The organism is Rhodanobacter sp. ANJX3 (assembly GCF_014200755.1).
Lineage (GTDB): Bacteria > Pseudomonadota > Gammaproteobacteria > Xanthomonadales > Rhodanobacteraceae > Rhodanobacter.
On record NZ_JACHCM010000006.1, the window covers coordinates 104,283 to 122,490 of the forward strand.

An 18,208-nucleotide genomic window follows, 5' to 3' on the forward strand; every position below is an offset into this window, starting at 1 on the left:
GTGTTCTCGGCCGTTGGTGGGCTGCATGGTAACCTGCGCGACCCCATGCCCCCTGTTGTTTACATGAACGCCACCATCGAAAAAACCGCCGCGCTGATTCGCCTCAGCGACTATCGCGCACCCGCCTGGCAGGTCGAAAACGTCGAACTGGAGTTCGATCTCGGCATCGATAGCACCGACGTATCTTCACGCCTGCTGCTGCGCCGCGATCCCGAACAATCCTCACCGCTGCGGCTGGACGGCGAAAACCTCGAGCTGCTCTCGATCGTGCTGGACAAAAAGCCGCTGCCGGAATCCGCCTATCGGTATGCGGACGGTGTACTGGAAGTCGATGGCGCCCGCGACGGCAGCGTGCTGGAGACGCGCGTACGGCTGAAGCCGTTAGCGAACACCACCATGGAGGGCCTGTTTTTTTCCGGCAAGCGCGACAGCGGCTTTCTGCTGACCCAGTGCGAAGCCGAGGGGTTTCGGCACATCACCTTTTTCCCCGACCGGCCGGACGTGCAGTCGCTTTACACCGTCACCCTGCGTGCCGATAAACAGCGCTTTCCCGTACTGCTGGCCGGCGGCAATGCCGACGGCAGCGGCGAGCTGGAGGGCGGCCGGCACTGGGCGCGTTTCGTCGATCCGTACCGCAAGCCGAGCTATCTGTTCGCCCTGGTCGCCGGCAAACTGGAAAAGATTTCGCGCCACTACGTGACCGCCGATGAGCGCGCAGTCACGCTGAATATCTGGGCCGAGTCCGACGCGATCCACCAGTGCGATTACGCGATGGATTCGCTCGAACGCGCCATGCGCTGGGATGAAGAGACCTATGGCCGCAACTACGATCTGGGCGTGTTCCACATCGTCGCCACCCACGATTTCAATATGGGTGCGATGGAGAACAAGGGCCTCAATATTTTCAACGCGAAGTACCTGCTGGCCGACCCGGACAGCTCGACCGACGATGAGTATCGGCACGTCGAAGCCGTGGTCGCGCACGAGTATTTCCACAATTGGAGCGGCAACCGCGTCACCTGTCGCGACTGGTTCCAGCTGTCGCTGAAAGAAGGCCTCACGGTATTTCGCGAGCAGAGTTTTTCCGCCGACATGAACTCGGCACCGCTGAAGCGGATCGAGGACGTTTCCCTGCTGCGCCGCGCCCAGTTTCCCGAGGATGCCGGCCCGCTGGCGCATCCGGTGCGTCCGGCGCAGTACAGCGAGATCAATAACTTCTACACCGCTACCGTTTACGAGAAGGGTTCCGAACTGGTGCGCATGCTGTCGGCGCGACTGGGCAAGGACGGCTTCCGGCGCGGCATGGACCTCTACTTCGAGCGCAACGACGGCACCGCGGCCACGCTGGAAGATTTTCTCTCGGCGCTCGGCGACGCGAACGATATCGACCTGATGGCGAACCTCGCCTGGTATGCCCGGGCGGGCACGCCGCGACTCAAGGCGCATGGCCATTACGATGGCGTACGGCAAACCTACGCCCTCACACTCTCCCAGCATGCCGCCAACGGCGCCGATGCGCACGACGGCGAGCCGCTGCCGATTCCAGTGAAGCTGGCGCTGTTCGCCGATAGCGGCACGATGCTGCCTCTGCATCTGGACGGCCAGACGGCCAACGGCGATACGTCGGTGACGGAAAGCGTGGTGATTCTCGACCAGTCCGAGCAGACGTTTGTCTTTGGCAAGGTCGAATCGGCGCCGGTGCCATCGCTGCTGCGCGGATTTTCCGCGCCGGTCATTCTGGAATGCGATTACACGCCGGCGCAGCTGGCGCTGCTGCTGGGCCACGACATCGATGGCTTCAATCGCTGGGAAGCCGGCCAGCAGCTCGCCGCGCGCGCCTTCGATAACCTGCGCGATGGCAATACCGTCAATGCCGTGCAGGCGTGGTGCGATACGCTCGCGACACTATTCGCCAGCGACAGTATCGACGATGCGCTGCTCGCCGATCTGCTGACGCCGCTGGGCGAAGTCGAGCTGGCCGAGCGAGAGAGCGTGGTCGATCCGCAACGCATCCATCGGCTGCGCCAGGATCTGCAAAAGCGGCTCGCCGAACGGATCGGCGCAAAGGCACTGGAACAGCGCTATCTCGACTTGGCGGCACACACCAGCGCACAGCTCGATCCGCTCAGCCAAGCGCGGCGCCGGCTCAAGCGCCGCGTGCTGGAACTTTTGGAACTGGTCGACGGCACGACGGCTTATCCGCTGGCGCTGAGCCAGTACGGCAGCGCACCGGCCATGACCGACCGGCTGGCGGCGCTAAGCGTTCTATTGCGCGGCGAATCGGCGCAGGCTGCCGACGCCGTGCAGCACTATCGCCAGCGTTATGCCGACAACGCGCTGGCGATGGACAAGTGGTTTGCGATCCAGGCCCAGTGCACCGTGGCAGATCCCTTGGTGCGCGTGCAGGCACTGGAAAACGATCCTCTATTCACGCTGAAAAACCCCAATCGGGTGCATGCGCTGCTAGGCAGCTTCGTGCGCGGCAATCCCAGCGGCTTTCACCGCGCCGACGGTGCCGGCTATCGGCTACTGGCTGACCGGCTGATACAGCTGGATGCACTCAATCCACAGCTGGCTGCCCGCATCGCCACGGCGTTCAACGGCTGGCAACGGCTGGAGCCGAAGCGGCGCGAGGCGGCTCATACGGCGATTTCCGCGCTTGCCCGCCAGGATTCCTTGTCACGCAATCTGACGGAAATCATCGATAACGTCTTTCGGCACTGAAGCAGCCTGGGCGGTCGCGCGGCAACCGGCGCGACCGCAATCATGGCTTGGGGAAGCGTGGTGGATTCGCTTGCGCAACTTGCCTTCGTTATACCGAGAGATCGCGCAGCGCTTCGAGCAGCGCACTCATGCGCGACTCCAGGCGCGGCTGCAACGAACTGCGCTCGCTTTCATCGCGCTCGCCCAGGCCCTCCATCGCCATTTCAATCTGGCCCAACGCGACCAGCAGATCGTGACGCGGATAAAGCATTTCGAAGTTCATATCCATGCTGAGTCCCCCTCATTTTGGTAGGAATGACGATGCAACAGCCATGCCAATGTGTGACCGGCATCACGGTTGCACAGCGAGCTTGATCACATGGCTGACGCTGCGCGTCAGCTGCTGCCACGAGCCGGCACAAATCCGCCCGGCAGTCACTTCGGGTTCACGCGTTCGAGACAAGAATTGAGCTCCGGTCTGAAAAAGCCCCACTCAGCCCGTGCCAAATTTCCTTTTCTGGCGCCTGGCAATACGGTCTTCCTGGATTCCCCCTGTTCCTGAGACCGCCCGGCGCCAGATTTATTCCAAGCAAAGCCCCGCCGCAGCAACGGCGGGGCTTTGCTTTTGGCTGAGGCTGAAAGCCTGAACGGGAAATGCGACTCCACAAAAGACGACGGCACCCCGGAGGGGTGCCGTCTTGCTACCTTTCCCAGTACTCAATCGAACCCCTGTCCGCTCGATCTCAGCGCGCGAATCGCGCAGCGTCTGCCCGTGAAAGTGCTACTGGCGTTTAGCAGAAAGCGTGCCATGCAGCGCAACAAGAACGAGTTCCACCGGATGCCGCTAAAATAGCGCCTGTTTTGTCACCTTTTGCACACCCGGGGCAGTCCGATGCGTCATCCCATCCACTACGACGTTATCGTGATCGGCGGCGGCCACGCCGGCACCGAAGCCGCGCTGGCCGCCGCGAGGACGGGCGCGCGCACGCTGCTGCTGAGCCACAACATCGAAACCATCGGCCAGATGAGCTGCAACCCCGCCATCGGCGGCATCGGCAAGGGGCATCTGGTCAAGGAAATCGACGCCCTGGGCGGTGCGATGGCCCACGCCGCCGACCGTGCCGGCATCCAATGGCGCACGCTCAACGCCTCGAAGGGACCGGCCGTGCGCGCCACGCGTTGCCAGGCCGACCGCTCGCTATACAAGGCGGCGATCCGCCGCATCGTCGAAACCCAGCCGAATCTCGAACTGTTCCAGCAGGCGGTCGACGACCTGATCATCGAGAACGGCCGCGTCACCGGCGTGGTCACGCAGATGGGTCTGTCGTTCGGCGCCGCCAGCGTGGTGCTGACCGCCGGCACCTTTCTCGCCGGCAAGATCCATATCGGACCGGCGCAGTATGCCGGTGGCCGCGCGGGCGACCCGCCGGCCAGCACGCTGGCTTCGAGGCTGCGCGAGCTGCCGGTCGCGGCCGATCGGTTGAAAACCGGCACGCCACCGCGCATCGATATGCGCAGCATCGATTTCAGCGCGCTGGAAGAACAACCCGGCGACGATCCGGCGCCGGTGTTCTCGTATCTGGGCTCGCGCGAAGAGCATCCGCGGCAGATCAGCTGCTGGATTACGCATACGTCCGAGCGCACGCACGAGCTGATCCGCGGCGCGCTGGACCGTTCGCCGCTGTACACCGGTCAGATCGAAGGCGTCGGTCCGCGCTACTGCCCCTCGATCGAGGACAAGGTAGTGCGCTTCGCCGACAAGCCCTCGCACCAGATCTTCATCGAGCCGGAGGGTCTGGACACCTTCGAGATCTATCCCAACGGCATTTCCACCTCGCTGCCGTACGACGTGCAGCTGGCGCTGGTGCAGTCGATCAAGGGCTTCGAGAAGGCGCATATCACCCGGCCCGGCTACGCGATCGAATACGACTATTTCGACCCGCGCGGGCTCAACCCGTGGCTGGAGACCAAGGCCATCGGCGGGCTGTATTTCGCCGGCCAGATCAACGGCACTACCGGTTATGAAGAAGCCGCCGCGCAGGGTCTGATCGCCGGCATGAACGCCGCGCTGGCCACGCAAGACAAAGCGCCGTGGTATCCGCGCCGCGACGAGGCGTATATCGGCGTGCTGATCGACGACCTCACCAGCAACGGCACGATCGAGCCGTACCGCATGTTCACCTCGCGCGCCGAATACCGGCTGCACCTGCGCGAGGACAACGCCGACCTGCGCCTCACCGAAACCGGCCACGCACTCGGCGTGGTGCCGCAGGCGCGCTTCGATGCCATGCGCGCCAAGCGCGAGGCGGTCGATGCCGAGATTCGTCGGTTGCAAACGCTGTGGGCGACGCCGGCCAACGCGCTGGGCGCGGCCATCGAACGCGATCTTGGCGTGGCGGTGAGCCGCGAAACCACGGCACTGGATCTGCTGCGTCGTCCCGAACTCGATTACGCCAAGCTTGCCTCGGTCGGCGAACTCGGCCCCGCGGTCGAACGCGACGACGTGGCCGCCCAGGTCGAGGTACAGGTGAAATACGCCGGCTATCTGCAGCGCCAGCGCGAGGAGATCGAACGCCAGCAGCGCAACGAGCACACGGTGATTCCACCCAGCTTCGACTACGACAAGGTCCGCGGCCTGTCCGCCGAGGTGCTGCTGAAACTCAAGCGCACGATGCCAGCCACCGTCGGTCAGGCCGCGCGCGTCAGCGGCGTGACACCCGCCGCGATTTCGTTGCTGCTGGTGCACCTGAAGCGTCGCGCGGCGGCCTGATAGCCTGCTCGGTCGCCGCGTATGCATGGCATCATGCAGCGTTGATCACGACTTATTTGGGGAGGCGCAGTAATGGAAGTATGGATTGGACGCGACGGCGAACGGCACGGACCATACAGCGATGGCGATATCCGCCAGTGGCTGCGCAGTGGCCAGGTCAGCCGCGACGACCTCGGCTGGTACGAAGGGCTGGCCGACTGGCAGCCGTTGTCGATGCTGTTCCCCGACGAAGTGGCTAATACCGCGCCGCCATTCGCCGCGCCCCCTGCCTATGCTTCAAGCGTTTTGCCGCAAACCACGGCCGCCACGCTGGAAGACTATGCGGGTTTCTGGAAGCGCGTGGGCGCCTATATTCTCGATGCGATCATTCTTTATATCCCGAATCTGCTGATCCAGAAAATGATGGGCGGCGATGCGGCAGAAGCGGCGATGAAGCAGGCCCAGCTCGCAGCGCCGGGTGATCCCCAGGTGATGTTTGCCGCGCTGATGCAGTACTACCACGCCATGACGCCGGCGCTCTTGATCATCACCGCGATCACCTGGCTGTATTTTGCGATCTGCGAAAGCTCGGCCTGGCAGGCCACACTCGGCAAGCTTGCGCTGAGTATCCGCGTGACCGATATGCAGGGCGGGCGGATCAGCTTTGCGCGCGCCCTTGGCCGCTACCCCGCGAAGTACCTGAGCGCCCTGATCCTTGGCGTCGGCTTCCTGATGGCGGGATGGACGCAACGCAAGCAGGCTTTGCACGACCTGGTCGTCAGCACACTCGTGCTCAACGGACGCTCCGGTAATTTCAAACCGAAGCAGCCCACGCCGGGACGAAACGACAACTCCTTTAGCGCCTGATCCACGAGTAGCAACCAAGCGCCGGAGCCACACTCCGGCGCTTTTTTGTGCCCCTCGCGCAATCCTGGCGCAGCGATGGAATCGGGCCGACTGGTCAGCTTGCTATCATTCGCAGTCCCCTCCGGCTAGGCCGGATTTTTCAGAGAACGCCCCAGCCCCATGCTCAGCATCGAACAACGCATTGCCCAGGATATTGCCGCCAAGCCCGACCAGGTTCGCGCGGCGGTGGAACTGCTCGACGGCGGCGCCACCGTGCCGTTCATTTCGCGCTACCGCAAAGAAGTCACCGGCGGTCTCGACGACACACAGCTGCGTTTGCTGGAAGAGCGCCTGCGCTATCTGCGCGAACTGGAAGAGCGGCGCGCGGCGATCCTCGCCAGCGTGGAGGAACAGGGCAAGCTCACCGATACGCTGAAAAACGATCTGCTCGCGGCCGACAGCAAGGCGCGGCTGGAAGATCTCTACCTGCCGTACAAGCCCAAGCGCCGCACCAAGGCGCAGATCGCCCGCGAGGCCGGCCTGGAGCCGCTGGCCACCGGCTTGCGCGACGATCCGACGCAGACGCCGGAAACCTTCGCCGAAGTCTTTGTCGACGCCGACAAAGGCATACCCGACGTGCGCGCCGCGCTCGACGGCGCCCGCGCGATCCTGATGGAGTCGATCGCCGAAGATGCCTATCTGGTCGGCGAGCTGCGCGACTGGCTGTGGGCCAAAGGGCAGATCCGCGCCAAGGTCGTCGCCGGCAAGGAAAACGAGGGCGCGAAATTCCGCGACTACTTCGACCACGTCGAGCCGATCGGCAAGATTCCCTCGCACCGCCTGCTGGCCCTGATGCGCGCCCGCAACGAGGGCGTAATCGAGCTGGAGCTGAGCCCCGATGTGGACAGCGAACAAGGCCATGCCGAAGGCGAAGGCCGCGTGGCCGCGCGTGCCGATATCCACAACCGCGGTCGCGCCGCCGACGCCTGGCTGCGCGAAACCGTGCGGCTGACCTGGCGCGTGAAGCTGCATCTGCACCTCACGCTGGACCTGTTCGGCCGCGTGCGCGAAGGCGCCGAGGACGAGGCGATCCGCGTGTTCGGCGACAATCTCAAGGACTTGATGCTGGCCGCGCCGGCCGGTGCGCGCACGGTGATGGGGCTGGATCCCGGCATCCGCACCGGCGTCAAGGTGGCCGTGGTCGACGCGACCGGCAAGCTGCTCGCCACCGACGTGATCTATCCGCACGAGCCGCGCAAGCAGTGGAACGAATCGATCGCGCAGCTGGCCAAGCTGTGCAAGCAGCACGGCGTCGATCTGATCGCCATCGGCAACGGCACCGCCTCGCGCGAAACCGACAAGCTGGCCGGCGAGCTGATCAAGAAGCACGCCGATCTCAAAATGGCCAAGATCGTCGTGAGCGAAGCCGGCGCATCGGTGTATTCGGCATCGGAAATAGCCGCCAAGGAATTCCCGGAACTCGACGTGACCCTGCGCGGCGCCGTATCGATCGCGCGCCGCCTGCAGGATCCGCTGGCCGAGCTGGTAAAGATCGAACCAAAGGCGATCGGCGTGGGCCAGTACCAGCACGACGTCAACCAGATCAAGTTGGCACGCGCGCTGGAAACCCGGGTCGAGGACTGCGTCAACGCGGTCGGTGTCGACGTGAACACGGCGTCCGCCGCGCTGCTGTCGCGCGTGGCCGGCCTGTCCGCCGCGGTCGCCGAGAACGTGGTGAAGCATCGCGACGCCAACGGTCCGTTCGCCAACCGCAAGGCGCTACTGAAAGTGCCGCGGCTAGGCGACAAGGCGTTCGAGCAGTGCGCTGGATTTCTGCGCGTGTCGCACGGCGACAATCCGCTCGACGCCAGCGCCGTGCATCCGGAAGCGTATCCGGTGGTCGAGCGCATCATCGCCCAGTGCGGCCGCGAAGTGAAAAGCGTCATCGGCGACAGCGCATTTCTACGCGGCCTCAAACCCGAACAGTTCACCGAAGAGCGCTTCGGCGTGCCAACCGTGCGCGACATTTTGAAAGAGCTGGAGAAACCCGGCCGCGATCCGCGCCCCGAGTTCGTCGCGCCGAGCTTTGCCGAGGGCGTCGAGGATGTGAAGGATCTCAAGCCCGGCATGATTCTCGAAGGGCGCGTCACCAACGTCGCCGCGTTCGGCGCCTTCGTCGACATCGGCGTGCACCAGGATGGACTGGTCCACGTCTCAGCGCTGTCGCATACCTTCGTCAAGGACCCGCGCGACGCCGTCAAGGCCGGCGACATCGTCAAGGTGAAGGTGATGGAAGTCGATCTGCCGCGCCAGCGCATCGGCCTGTCGATGCGGCTGGACGACGAGCCCGGCCAGAGCCGCGCACGCCCGGGTGCCGGCAACGACGCGCGCACGACGCGAGATTCGAAGAACGGTGATGCACGCCCCGCATCGCGCGGCGGTATGCCCGCGAAACCGACGGCGCCACCGGCCAACGGCGCCTTTGCCGACGCGTTCGCCAAGGCCCGCAAAAACTAGCGGGACGTGGGTTTTCCATGCTGCACCTGCGCATGCGTATGGAGGATGTTTCCGATATTGTTGCGCCCTCGTTAAGGCCCTGCTCCGGGCCGCGTATTCAGGGGACTCAACCATGCTTCGCACCCGTTATCTGGTCACGGCCATCGCGGCCGCCATGCTGTTCGCCGCCAACGCGCAGGCATCCAACCAACCGCCGGTCGACAACGTAGTCGTGTTCGGCGACAGCCTGAGCGACGCCGGCCAGTTCTTTTCGACCTCGCTCAACACGTACTCGAAATTCACCACCAATCCCGGCGACGTAGCCGTGCAGTACATCGCCGCCGGCTACGGCTTCAATCTGCAGCCGTCGCGCGTGGGCGGTAGCGATTACGCTTATGGCGGTGCCGGCGTGATCACCGACGACGACGGCCCCGATCCAGCCATTCCCACGCTGACCCAACAGGTCGACGGGTATCTGGCCAACGGCGCCAAGGCCGATCCGCGCAGCCTGTACATGGTGTGGGGCGGCGCCAACGATATTTTCTACCACGCGACGCAGTACGGTATCGGCAGCATTTTCCCGGGTGCCGGTGAAACGGCTGCTCAGGCAACCGCCAATATCAATGCCGCCGCCACGCAGGAGCTGGCACTGATCAGCCAGCTGAAGCAGGCTGGCGCGAGCTACGTGGTGGTTTTCAATCTGCCGGATATCGGCAAGACACCGTCAGCAGCTTCCGATGCTGCGTTGGTACCTGGCATCCAGACCTTTCTCAGCAATGTCTCGGCGTCTTACAACCAGACGCTCAACGCCGGGCTGGCCGCTACCGGCGCAAACATCCTCTCGGTGAACACCTACGCCTTGTTCAACGAAGTACTGGCCAATCCGGCGGCCTTCGGTTTCGTCAACACCACGGTGCCCGCCTGCACCACGACGAGCTCGCACGACTGCAACGGCAGCACCCTGGTAACGCCGACCGCGGCGCAGAACTATCTGTTCGCCGACGGCGTGCACCCGACCACCGCCGCGCACGAGATTTTCGGTCAGTACGTGCTGTCCGAACTGCGCGCGCCGGGCCAGATTTCACTGCTCGGCGAAGCGCCACTGGCCGTCAGCACTGCGCAGACCAAGGCCGTGCGTACGCAGATGCAATCCGATGACACCGGCGCCGACAGCCGCGTGTTCGCCACGGTCAACTTCGGCCAGCAGCGTTTCGACGGCACCGACAACTCGCCACGCACGACCAGCGACAACACCAACGTAACGCTCGGCGCCGACATGCGCAGCAACGACAATCTGTCGATGGGCGTGGCGCTCGGCCTGAGCCGCAACACCGCCAACTTCAACGGCGGCGGCCATTACGATCTCAACGATACCTCGGCGTTGGCCTATGTCACCTACCATGTCGGCGGCGGCTACCTCGGCGGCTACGGCGAGGCGGGCCACTCGAATTTCACCGACGTCGATCGCCTTATCGAATTGGGGCCGCTGCTGCGCACGGAAAGCGGTGCCCCCAACGGTTCGCATGTGGGTGCGGGCATCACCGGCGGCTGGTGGTTCGGCGAAGGCACGCTGAAGAACGGGCCGTTTGCCAATCTGGAATATCAGAGCATTCGCGTCGATGGTTACCACGAGGCCGGCGACGACAGCACCGCCATGTGGTTCGGCAGCCAGCACCGCAAGGCGCTGATCAGCACGCTGGGCTGGCGCCTGCAGGGGCAGTGGCAGACCGCCAACACCACCTTCATTCCGTATGCCGAGGTGGCCTACAACCGCGACAGCAAGGCTGACGCGCGCGACGTCACCACCGGACTCAACTCGCTGAACGGCCAGTTTTCCATCGCCGGCTATATCCCCGACAAGACCTGGGGCAGTGCCGATGTCGGCCTGACCGCGCAATTCAACGCCCAGCTCAGCGGCACGTTTTCGTACAACGCGCACTTCAGCGACAGCGCGCAAAAATACAACGCCTTCAATCTGGGGCTGCGCTACCGGTTCTGATCTCGCCGCATATGTCAGGCCATAAAAAAAGCCGCCCAAACAGGGCGGCTTTTTTATCGACAAATGGACGTCTGGAAGGCTGGACGATATCGGCCTTCCAAGACTTCGCAGAACTTTACTTGCTGCCCGTGGCCAGCGCCTGCACATCCGTAGCCTGTTTGCGCAGGCTCGACGCGGCCGAATCGTCCAGCGGCTGCACGTTGCCGTTGACCTCGTGCTGCTTCAGCACCAGATTGCCGTTGTCGTCCCAGCCGGCGCGATCGATGGCCGTGGGCTTGGCGCCCTGGTTGGGCTTGGTCTGCTGCACGATGACCCAGGGCTTGCCGTTCTTGTAGGCGTAGTCGGTGCTGGTGAAGCCCTTGGCGCCGTAATCGACCAGCTCGCGGATGAACTTCAGATCGTTGTCTTGGCGAAACACCTGCCAGCTGCGCGACACGTCCTTGTCCAGCTTGGTGCCGCTCTTCACCTTCATCGCACCGAGCTGCTTCTGCACGTCGGTAAATGCGGCCAGCACTTTCTCACCGGCGGTCGGTTCGGAGGACAGCTCGATATTGACGCCGTCGTTCTTGTTACCGTTGGTGAGCACCAGCGCCTGAATCTTCATGACGTAATGGCGATCGCCGTCGTTGAGCTCGGCCTGCACGACATAGATATCGTTCGGCTTGACCTTCGTCGGATCAAAATTCAACGTGAACGGCAGCGGAAACTGCGTGGCCGGCGTGATCAGCTTCAACGCCAGCGGCGGCGCGCTGGCATCGGCAGTGGACGATACGTCGACCACCTTGATGCTCAGCGAAGCCTTCGGCGACAGCGGCTGGACCGGTGCACGCAGCGTGACCGTACCGCTCACCTCGTTGGCGACCTTGGCGGCGCCGGCCGTGCTCGCGGAGGCGGGAGCACCGTCGGACGAAGACGAAGACGAATTGCAGCCGGCGAACGCCAGCGCAACAAACGGAATAAGCGACAAAGCCATCTTGCGCATCGGAAAACCTCATCAACATGAAAGCGGGCGCGAATAGAGCGTCAGACGCTGCGCGCCATCGGTTTTTCGCGGGGGAAGCTCGGAGCATAGCCGAAAAAGTCGGCCAACTAAAAATCGGTTTTGCGAACGCTGCATCCATTCGCCGGCGTATGCGGGCGCCCGCGCAGGCCACTCCCATCGCCGTTTACGCGTTCCGTCGCCGAGAGACGATGCCGCACCCGTTGCGAAGAAACCATCAAAGGCGATGCAGCGCGCGGTGGGCGATATCGCGCCGACAAAAGGCACCTTCATAACGAATCGCGTCGATCGCCGCATAGGCGCGCGCGCGCGCATCGGCGATATCGCCACCGAGCGCGCAGACGGTCAGCACCCGCCCGCCGGCCGTCACCACGCGGCCCTCGGCGTTCAACGTCGTGCCGGCGTGGAACACCTTGACGTCGGCCTGGGCCGGCGTATCCAGGCCCGCGATGAGGTCTCCGCTGCGCACCCGGCCTGGGTAACCGCCGGCGGCCATCACCACGCCGATCGCGGGTCGAGCGTCCCAGCGCGCCTTGGTGTGTTCCAGCCGTCCATCCAGCGCGGCGTCGATCAGGTCGACCAGATCGGACTTCAGCCGCAGCAGGATCGGCTGGGTTTCCGGATCGCCGAAACGCACGTTGAACTCGATCACTTTCGGCGTGCCGTTCTTGTCGATCATCAGCCCGGCATAGAGAAAACCGATGAACGGCGCCCCTTCGCTGGCCATGCCGCGCAGGGTGGGGTCGATCACCTCCCTCAGGATGCGTTGTTCGATCTCGCTCGTGACCACCGGCGCCGGTGAATACGCGCCCATGCCGCCGGTGTTGGGGCCAAGATCGTTTTCGTCGCGGCGCTTATGGTCCTGGCTGCTGGCCATCGGCAGCGCGTGGCTGCCGTCGCTCATGACGATATAGCTGGCCTCCTCGCCCTCGAGAAATTCCTCGATTACCACCCGCGCCGACGCGTCGCCGAAGCTGTGCGCGCCGAGCATGTCGTGCAGGGCCAGTTCGGCATCGGCCAGGGTCAGCGCGACCACCACGCCCTTGCCGGCGGCCAGACCGTCGGCCTTGATTACGATCGGCGCGCCGTGTTCGCGCACGTAAGCGAGCGCGCGGTTCAATTCGGTGAACACGGCGTAGCGCGAGGTCGGAATGTTGTGGCGGAGCAGGAAATCCTTGGCGAAGGCCTTGGAGCCTTCCAGCTGCGCGGCGATCGCGCGGGGGCCGAAGATGCGCAGGCCGGCGTCGCGAAAACGGTCGACCACGCCAGCGACCAGCGGCACTTCCGGGCCGACCACCGTCAGGCCGACCTTTTCACGCTTGGCCAGCGCCAGCAGGCCGTCGATATCGCTGGCCGCCACGTCGACGTTGCGTACGCCGTGCTCGTGCGCGGTACCGGCATTGCCCGGCGCCACGATCACCTCGGTAACGCGGGGCGACTGCTTGAGCTTCCACGCCAGCGCATGTTCGCGACCGCCGTTGCCGATAACAAGAACTTTCATGCCTGATTCCGATACGCGAGTGGATGGCCGGCGACAGCCGAACGCGCATTGTAAGGCACGCTGTGATGGGGAGATAAATGGATATTTACCGATCCCGCACGCTCGCCGGCTCAGTGCATCGGCGAGCGTCGGCCGGACGTTCGTGCGCGTTAGCGCGACGGTTTCAGTCGCGCTGCAGCAGTTCGAGCAAGGCCGCCCGGGGTAGCTTGCCCGTCTCGTTGCGCGGCAATGCCTCCACCAACCGCAGCGGACGCGGCAGAAACACGGGGTCGATGGCGTGGCGCAGGGCATCGAGAATCCGCTGCTCGTCCAGACCCGGCGCCACCGCCAGGGCGGCAATGCGATGCACGCCCAAGGTGTCGCCATCGGCAAGCTGCATGACCACACCGTCCAGCACACCGGGAATCGCCAACAGCCGGCGCGTAAGGTCGGCCAGCGAGGCGCGCTTGCCGGCAATCTCCAACATGTCGGCGTGGCGCCCGCGCAGGCGAAAACGCCGGCCGTTGTCGGACAGGCTCACGATATCGGCCAACGCGATAGGCGCGCTCAGCTGCGGCGCATCCACCGTCGTGCCGTCGGGCTGCGGATGCAGGGTGACGCCATCGTAGAGCAGCCAGTCTTCGTCTACCGTGGGGCGACGACTGGCGAACACGCAGGTCTCGGTGGAGCCGAACATCTCCTGCAGCGGCGCGCCGAAGCGCTGCTCGGCGGCACGCGCCAGCTCCAGCGGCATCGGCGCGGTGGCAGAAACGATGGCCGCGATCGGCGGCAACGCAATGCCCGAATCGACCAGCGCACGCAGGTGCACCGGCGTGGTCACCAGCACGCGCGGCGCCGGTACGTTTGCCAGCGCCGCGGCCACATCGGCGGGGAAAAACGGCCGGCCCGCGTGCACGCCCACGCCGCCGAGCAGCGGCATCACTACCGACAGCTCCATGCCGTACATGTGCTGCGGCGGCACGGTAGCTACCACGTCGAAACGCTCGCCGACGACGGCCCGCAACATCGCCAAATTGCCGGCGTTGCTCGCAACGAAGCTACCCCAGGTTTTTCGGTTGGCGCTGGGTATGCCGGTGGAGCCGGAGGTATAGCCAATGGCCACCACATGATCCGCAGCGAGCAGCGGCCATGCACCATCGGCTTCCGCGGCGTCGAATGAAAGCGCATCCAGCGGCGGCAGCCGCTGATAGCGCGGCGGCGCGAGCGCGAGATCCATATCGCCGACGGCGTAGCAGCCCGGATAGGCCTGCATCACCTCATCCACCGCCTGTGGCGCACGCGAGGAAGGCAGCAGATTGATCTGGCCACGGATCGCGATCGCGCAAAAGGCCACCAGAAAAGCGTAGCGGTCCTCGCACAAATTGACCGCGGCGGCGGCCGGCAGCAGCGCCGCTACGGCGCGCACATGCGCCAGAAAGAGCCTCGCCTGGATCGGTTTGCCGTCGCGCCACGCCACCACGCGAGACGGGTCGGTGGGATGCAGCAGAGGCAACAGCTCGGGCGCTTCGCGCTGGCAGATGTCGGGAACAATGGACAAGCGACGGTCTCTTTGATGGTTCAACAAGCTGAAGTCTCAACAGGCGTTGCAGGGCGAAAGATGGCATCCGCAGCCCGAAGACGCAGTGAAGTGACCCGATCCAACGTTCGATGCGTCTTTGCCGCTCGAGCGCCGTTTCGGCATCTGTCCTGGGGCGGCGCCACCGCAGTCAGCTGCGCACGATAGTGCCCGAAAGGGCGTCGCGGATCACCGTGGGACTCGCCTGCCCGCCCAGCGCCCCGTCCAAAAGGCCGTCCAGCGACTCGCCGAAAAAGGCGTCCACGGCTTGGGCCGAACGCGCCGGTGCCTGACCGTGCGGATTGGCGCTGGTCGACACCACCGCACCGCCAAACGCGCGGCACAGTGCGGCCGCCGGCGGATGGGCGGTGACGCGCAGCGCGATGCCGCTGTGCGAGCCGGCAACCCAGCTAGGCACTGCCGACGAACGGGGGAAGATCCAGGTGTTCGGCCCCGGCCAGCTTGCGCGCACCTGCTGCAGGATCTCAGCGGGCACCGACTCCAGGTCGATGTAGCGTTCGACCTGGTCGAAGTCGGCCGCGATCAGCAGCACGCCTTGCGTCGCCGGCCGCTGCTTGAGGACAAATAGCCGCTCGAAGGCAGCGGCGTTGTGCGGATCGCAACCGAGGCCGAAAACGGCTTCGGTGGGATACGCCAGCACGCCGCCACCGTGCATAAGCCCGGCGGCGGCATCGATCTCGGCGAGGGTAAAGCGGCGCAGCACTCAGGCCTCGAGGGATTTTTCGATCGGCTTTTTCACTGCCGGCTTTTTGGCAATGGCTTTCTTGGCCGCCGATTTCTTGGTCGCGGCCTTTTTCGTCGCCGATTTTTTAGCAGCGGCCTTTTTTGCCGGCGCCTTCTTGGTGGCCGCTTTTTTGACCGCGGGCGTTTTGGCGGCCGCGGCTTTCTTGGTCGCCGTTTTCTTTGTTGCAGTCTTTTTGCCGAAGCGGCCCTTGCGCACGGGCGCGGCGGCCAGCAGCTCGATGCACTGCGCTTCGGTCAGCTCTTTCGGCTCCTGCTCTTTCGGGATGCGCGCGTTTTTTTCGCCGTCCGTAATGTAAGCACCGTAGCGGCCGTTGAGTACCTGCACGCCATTGCCGAAATCGAGGATCAGCCGGTTGGCGAGCATTTCCAGCCGCTCCTGCACGATCTGCAGGGCGCGCGGCAATTCGATCGTGTACGGATCGTCTTCGGGCTTGAGCGAGGCATAGGTTTCGCCCTGCTTCACGAACGGGCCGAAGCGGCCGATCGCCACGCTGACCTCTTCACCGTTTTCCGCTTGGCCGAGCTTGCGCGGCAGCTTGAACAGCTCCAGCGCATCGGCCAGCGAGATGGTGTGCATGCTCTGTCCGGGGCGCAGGCTGGCGAAGGTCGGCTTGTCTTCGTCTTCCTTGGTGCCGATCTGCGCAAACGGCCCGTAGCGACCCAGCCGAACGGACACGGGCTTGCCGCTTTTCGGATCGGTGCCGAGTTCGCGCGCGCCGGTGGCTTCGTTGCGATCGACCGACTCGGTTTTCTCGTCCACCTGCTGCTTGAACGGCAGCCAGAAGCGCTCCATCAGCGGCACCCAGGCTTCCTCGCCGCGGCTGACCGCGTCGAGCTCGTCCTCGAGCTTGGCGGTGAAGTCGTAATCGACGTAGCGGGTGAAATGCGAGGTCAGGAAATTGCTGACCGCGCGGCCGACATCGCTGGGCTTGAAGCGGCGACTGTCGAGGTAGACGTATTCGCGATTCTGCAGTACCTGGATGATGCTGGCGTAGGTCGACGGCCGGCCGATGCCGTGCTCTTCCAACGCCTTGACCAGGCTCGCCTCGGAATAGCGCGGCGGTGGCTCGGTGAAATGCTGGTCGGCGACGATATCGTGCAGCGGCACTTGCTCGCCGGTTTCCATGCGCGGGAGGCGGCGGCCCTCATCGTCATCGTCGACGTTCTTCTGATCGCGGCCCTCCTCGTACACGGCGAGGAAACCCGGATCGATCACCGTGGTGCCACTGGCGCGGAACGAGGCCTCGCCACCGGGCACGTCGCGCAAGGCGAATTCGACCGAGACGGTGTTGAGGGTCGCGTGGATCATCTGGCAGGCCACGGTACGCTTCCAGATCAGCTCGTACAGCTTGCGCTGGTCGTCGTTCAAGAAGGCGGCGACGTCGCGCGGCGTGTACATCGCCGACGTGGGTCGAATGGCTTCATGCGCTTCCTGCGCATTCTTCGACTTGGTCTTGTAGACCTGCGGCGCATCCGGCAGCGCCTTGGCGCCGAAATCGCGGGTGATCAGCTGGCGCAGCTCGGCCAGCGCATCGTCGCCCAGCATGGTGGAGTCGGTACGCATGTAAGTGATCAGGCCGACATTGCCCTCCGCGCCCAGCGCCACGCCCTCGTACAGGCCCTGCGCGATCTTCATCGTGCGGCTGGTGGTGAAGCCCAGCTTGCGCGCGGCCTCCTGCTGCAGCGTGGACGTGGTGAAGGGCGCTGCCGGCCGGCGCTTGCGCTCTTTCGAGCTGACGTCGCTGACGGTGAGCCTGCCGCGTGCGGCCTGTTTAAGCGCATCGCGGGCCGCCAACGTCTCGGCTTCGTTGGTCAGGTCGAACTGTTCGAATTTCTTGCCGTTGAGCTTGCTCAGGCGTGCGGTGAAATCGCCATCGGCGTGCTTGAGCTGCGCTTCGATGGTCCAGTATTCGCGGGCGTTGAAGGCTTCGATTTCCTCTTCGCGCTCGACGATCATGCGCAGCGCGGGCGACTGCACGCGGCCGGCCGAGAGGCCACGCTGCACCTTGCGCCATAACACCGGGGAGAGGTTGAAGCCGACCAGATAATCCAGCGCACGACGCGCCTGCTGTGCATCGACCAGATCGTGAGAGAGCTGGCGCGGATTGGCCACCGCGGCCTTGATCGCCTTGGGGGTGATCTCGGAAAACACCACACGATGCATGCGCTTGCCTTCAAGCAGGCCACGCTCCTTCAGTATCTCGCTGATATGCCAGGAGATCGCCTCGCCTTCGCGATCCAAGTCGGTCGCGAGATAGATATCGTCAGCCTGCTTGGCCGCCTTGGCGATCGCATCGACATGTTTCTCGTTGCGCTCGATCACTTCGTAGGCCATGGCAAAGCCATGCTCGGGATCCACCGCGCCCTCCTTCGGACGCAAGTCGCGCACGTGGCCGTACGAAGCCAGCACGTGGAAGTCCTTGCCAAGGTACTTGTTGATCGTCTTGGCCTTGGCCGGCGATTCGACGATGAGCAGATTTTTTGCCATGAAGCTTGAGTTTCCACGAAAGGATCAGCGGCGCTTGCGGCGCCACGCACATATATAGTTGAAAACACGCCGGAGCCGGGGCTGTCAAGCCCGGACTCATCCCGAA

General features: G+C 64.4%; 11 protein-coding genes. 5 read left to right on the forward strand and 6 right to left on the reverse strand.

All coding sequences use genetic code 11. The features are described 5' to 3' along the window. Positions 1–63 precede the first annotated feature (63 nt). Positions 64–2,724, forward strand: coding sequence for an aminopeptidase N (gene pepN, locus HDE76_RS16360; protein WP_179478700.1), 2,661 nt, complete (start codon positions 64–66; stop codon positions 2,722–2,724). An 88-nt stretch (positions 2,725–2,812) separates the two neighbouring features. On the opposite strand, the gene HDE76_RS16365 is transcribed toward pepN, so the two are convergent. Then, a complete protein-coding gene (locus HDE76_RS16365) occupies positions 2,813–2,992 on the reverse strand; it encodes a hypothetical protein (protein WP_179478701.1) in 180 nt (59 codons plus the stop codon). 603 nt (positions 2,993–3,595) lie between these two features. On the opposite strand from HDE76_RS16365, the gene mnmG reads away from it, so the two are divergent. The 4 genes from mnmG (at position 3,596) to HDE76_RS16385 (ending at position 10,793) form a co-directional block, all read left to right on the forward strand. Further along, positions 3,596–5,473, forward strand: a complete 1,878-nt coding sequence (gene mnmG, locus HDE76_RS16370) for a tRNA uridine-5-carboxymethylaminomethyl(34) synthesis enzyme MnmG (protein WP_184509112.1) — start codon at positions 3,596–3,598, stop codon at positions 5,471–5,473. Between the two features lie 72 nt (positions 5,474–5,545). After that, positions 5,546–6,319, forward strand: a complete 774-nt coding sequence (locus HDE76_RS16375) for an RDD family protein (protein WP_184509114.1) — start codon at positions 5,546–5,548, stop codon at positions 6,317–6,319. A gap of 159 nt (positions 6,320–6,478) precedes the next feature. Then, positions 6,479–8,815, forward strand: a complete 2,337-nt coding sequence (locus tag HDE76_RS16380; protein WP_184509116.1) for a Tex family protein — start codon at positions 6,479–6,481, stop codon at positions 8,813–8,815. 112 nt (positions 8,816–8,927) lie between these two features. Beyond that, on the forward strand, positions 8,928–10,793 hold the full coding sequence (locus HDE76_RS16385; protein ID WP_184509118.1) for an autotransporter domain-containing protein: 1,866 nt from the start codon (positions 8,928–8,930) through the stop codon (positions 10,791–10,793). A gap of 115 nt (positions 10,794–10,908) precedes the next feature. Here the strand turns inward: HDE76_RS16385 and HDE76_RS16390 are convergent, their stop codons facing one another. From HDE76_RS16390 to HDE76_RS16410, 5 genes are all read right to left on the reverse strand, one after another. Continuing rightward, complete coding sequence (locus HDE76_RS16390; RefSeq protein WP_179478715.1) at positions 10,909–11,775, reverse strand: DUF1481 domain-containing protein; 867 nt, start codon at positions 11,773–11,775, stop codon at positions 10,909–10,911. Between the two features lie 235 nt (positions 11,776–12,010). Beyond that, on the reverse strand, positions 12,011–13,294 hold the full coding sequence (purD, locus tag HDE76_RS16395; RefSeq protein WP_184509120.1) for a phosphoribosylamine--glycine ligase: 1,284 nt from the start codon (positions 13,292–13,294) through the stop codon (positions 12,011–12,013). 163 nt (positions 13,295–13,457) lie between these two features. Then, entirely contained in the window at positions 13,458–14,831 is a 1,374-nt protein-coding gene (locus HDE76_RS16400) for an AMP-binding protein (protein ID WP_184509122.1), read from the reverse strand. A 169-nt stretch (positions 14,832–15,000) separates the two neighbouring features. Continuing rightward, on the reverse strand, positions 15,001–15,573 hold the full coding sequence (locus HDE76_RS16405; protein ID WP_184509124.1) for a Sua5/YciO/YrdC/YwlC family protein: 573 nt from the start codon (positions 15,571–15,573) through the stop codon (positions 15,001–15,003). Then, positions 15,574–18,102, reverse strand: coding sequence for a DNA topoisomerase I (locus tag HDE76_RS16410; RefSeq protein ID WP_184509126.1), 2,529 nt, complete (start codon positions 18,100–18,102; stop codon positions 15,574–15,576). Positions 18,103–18,208: the final 106 nt, after the last annotated feature.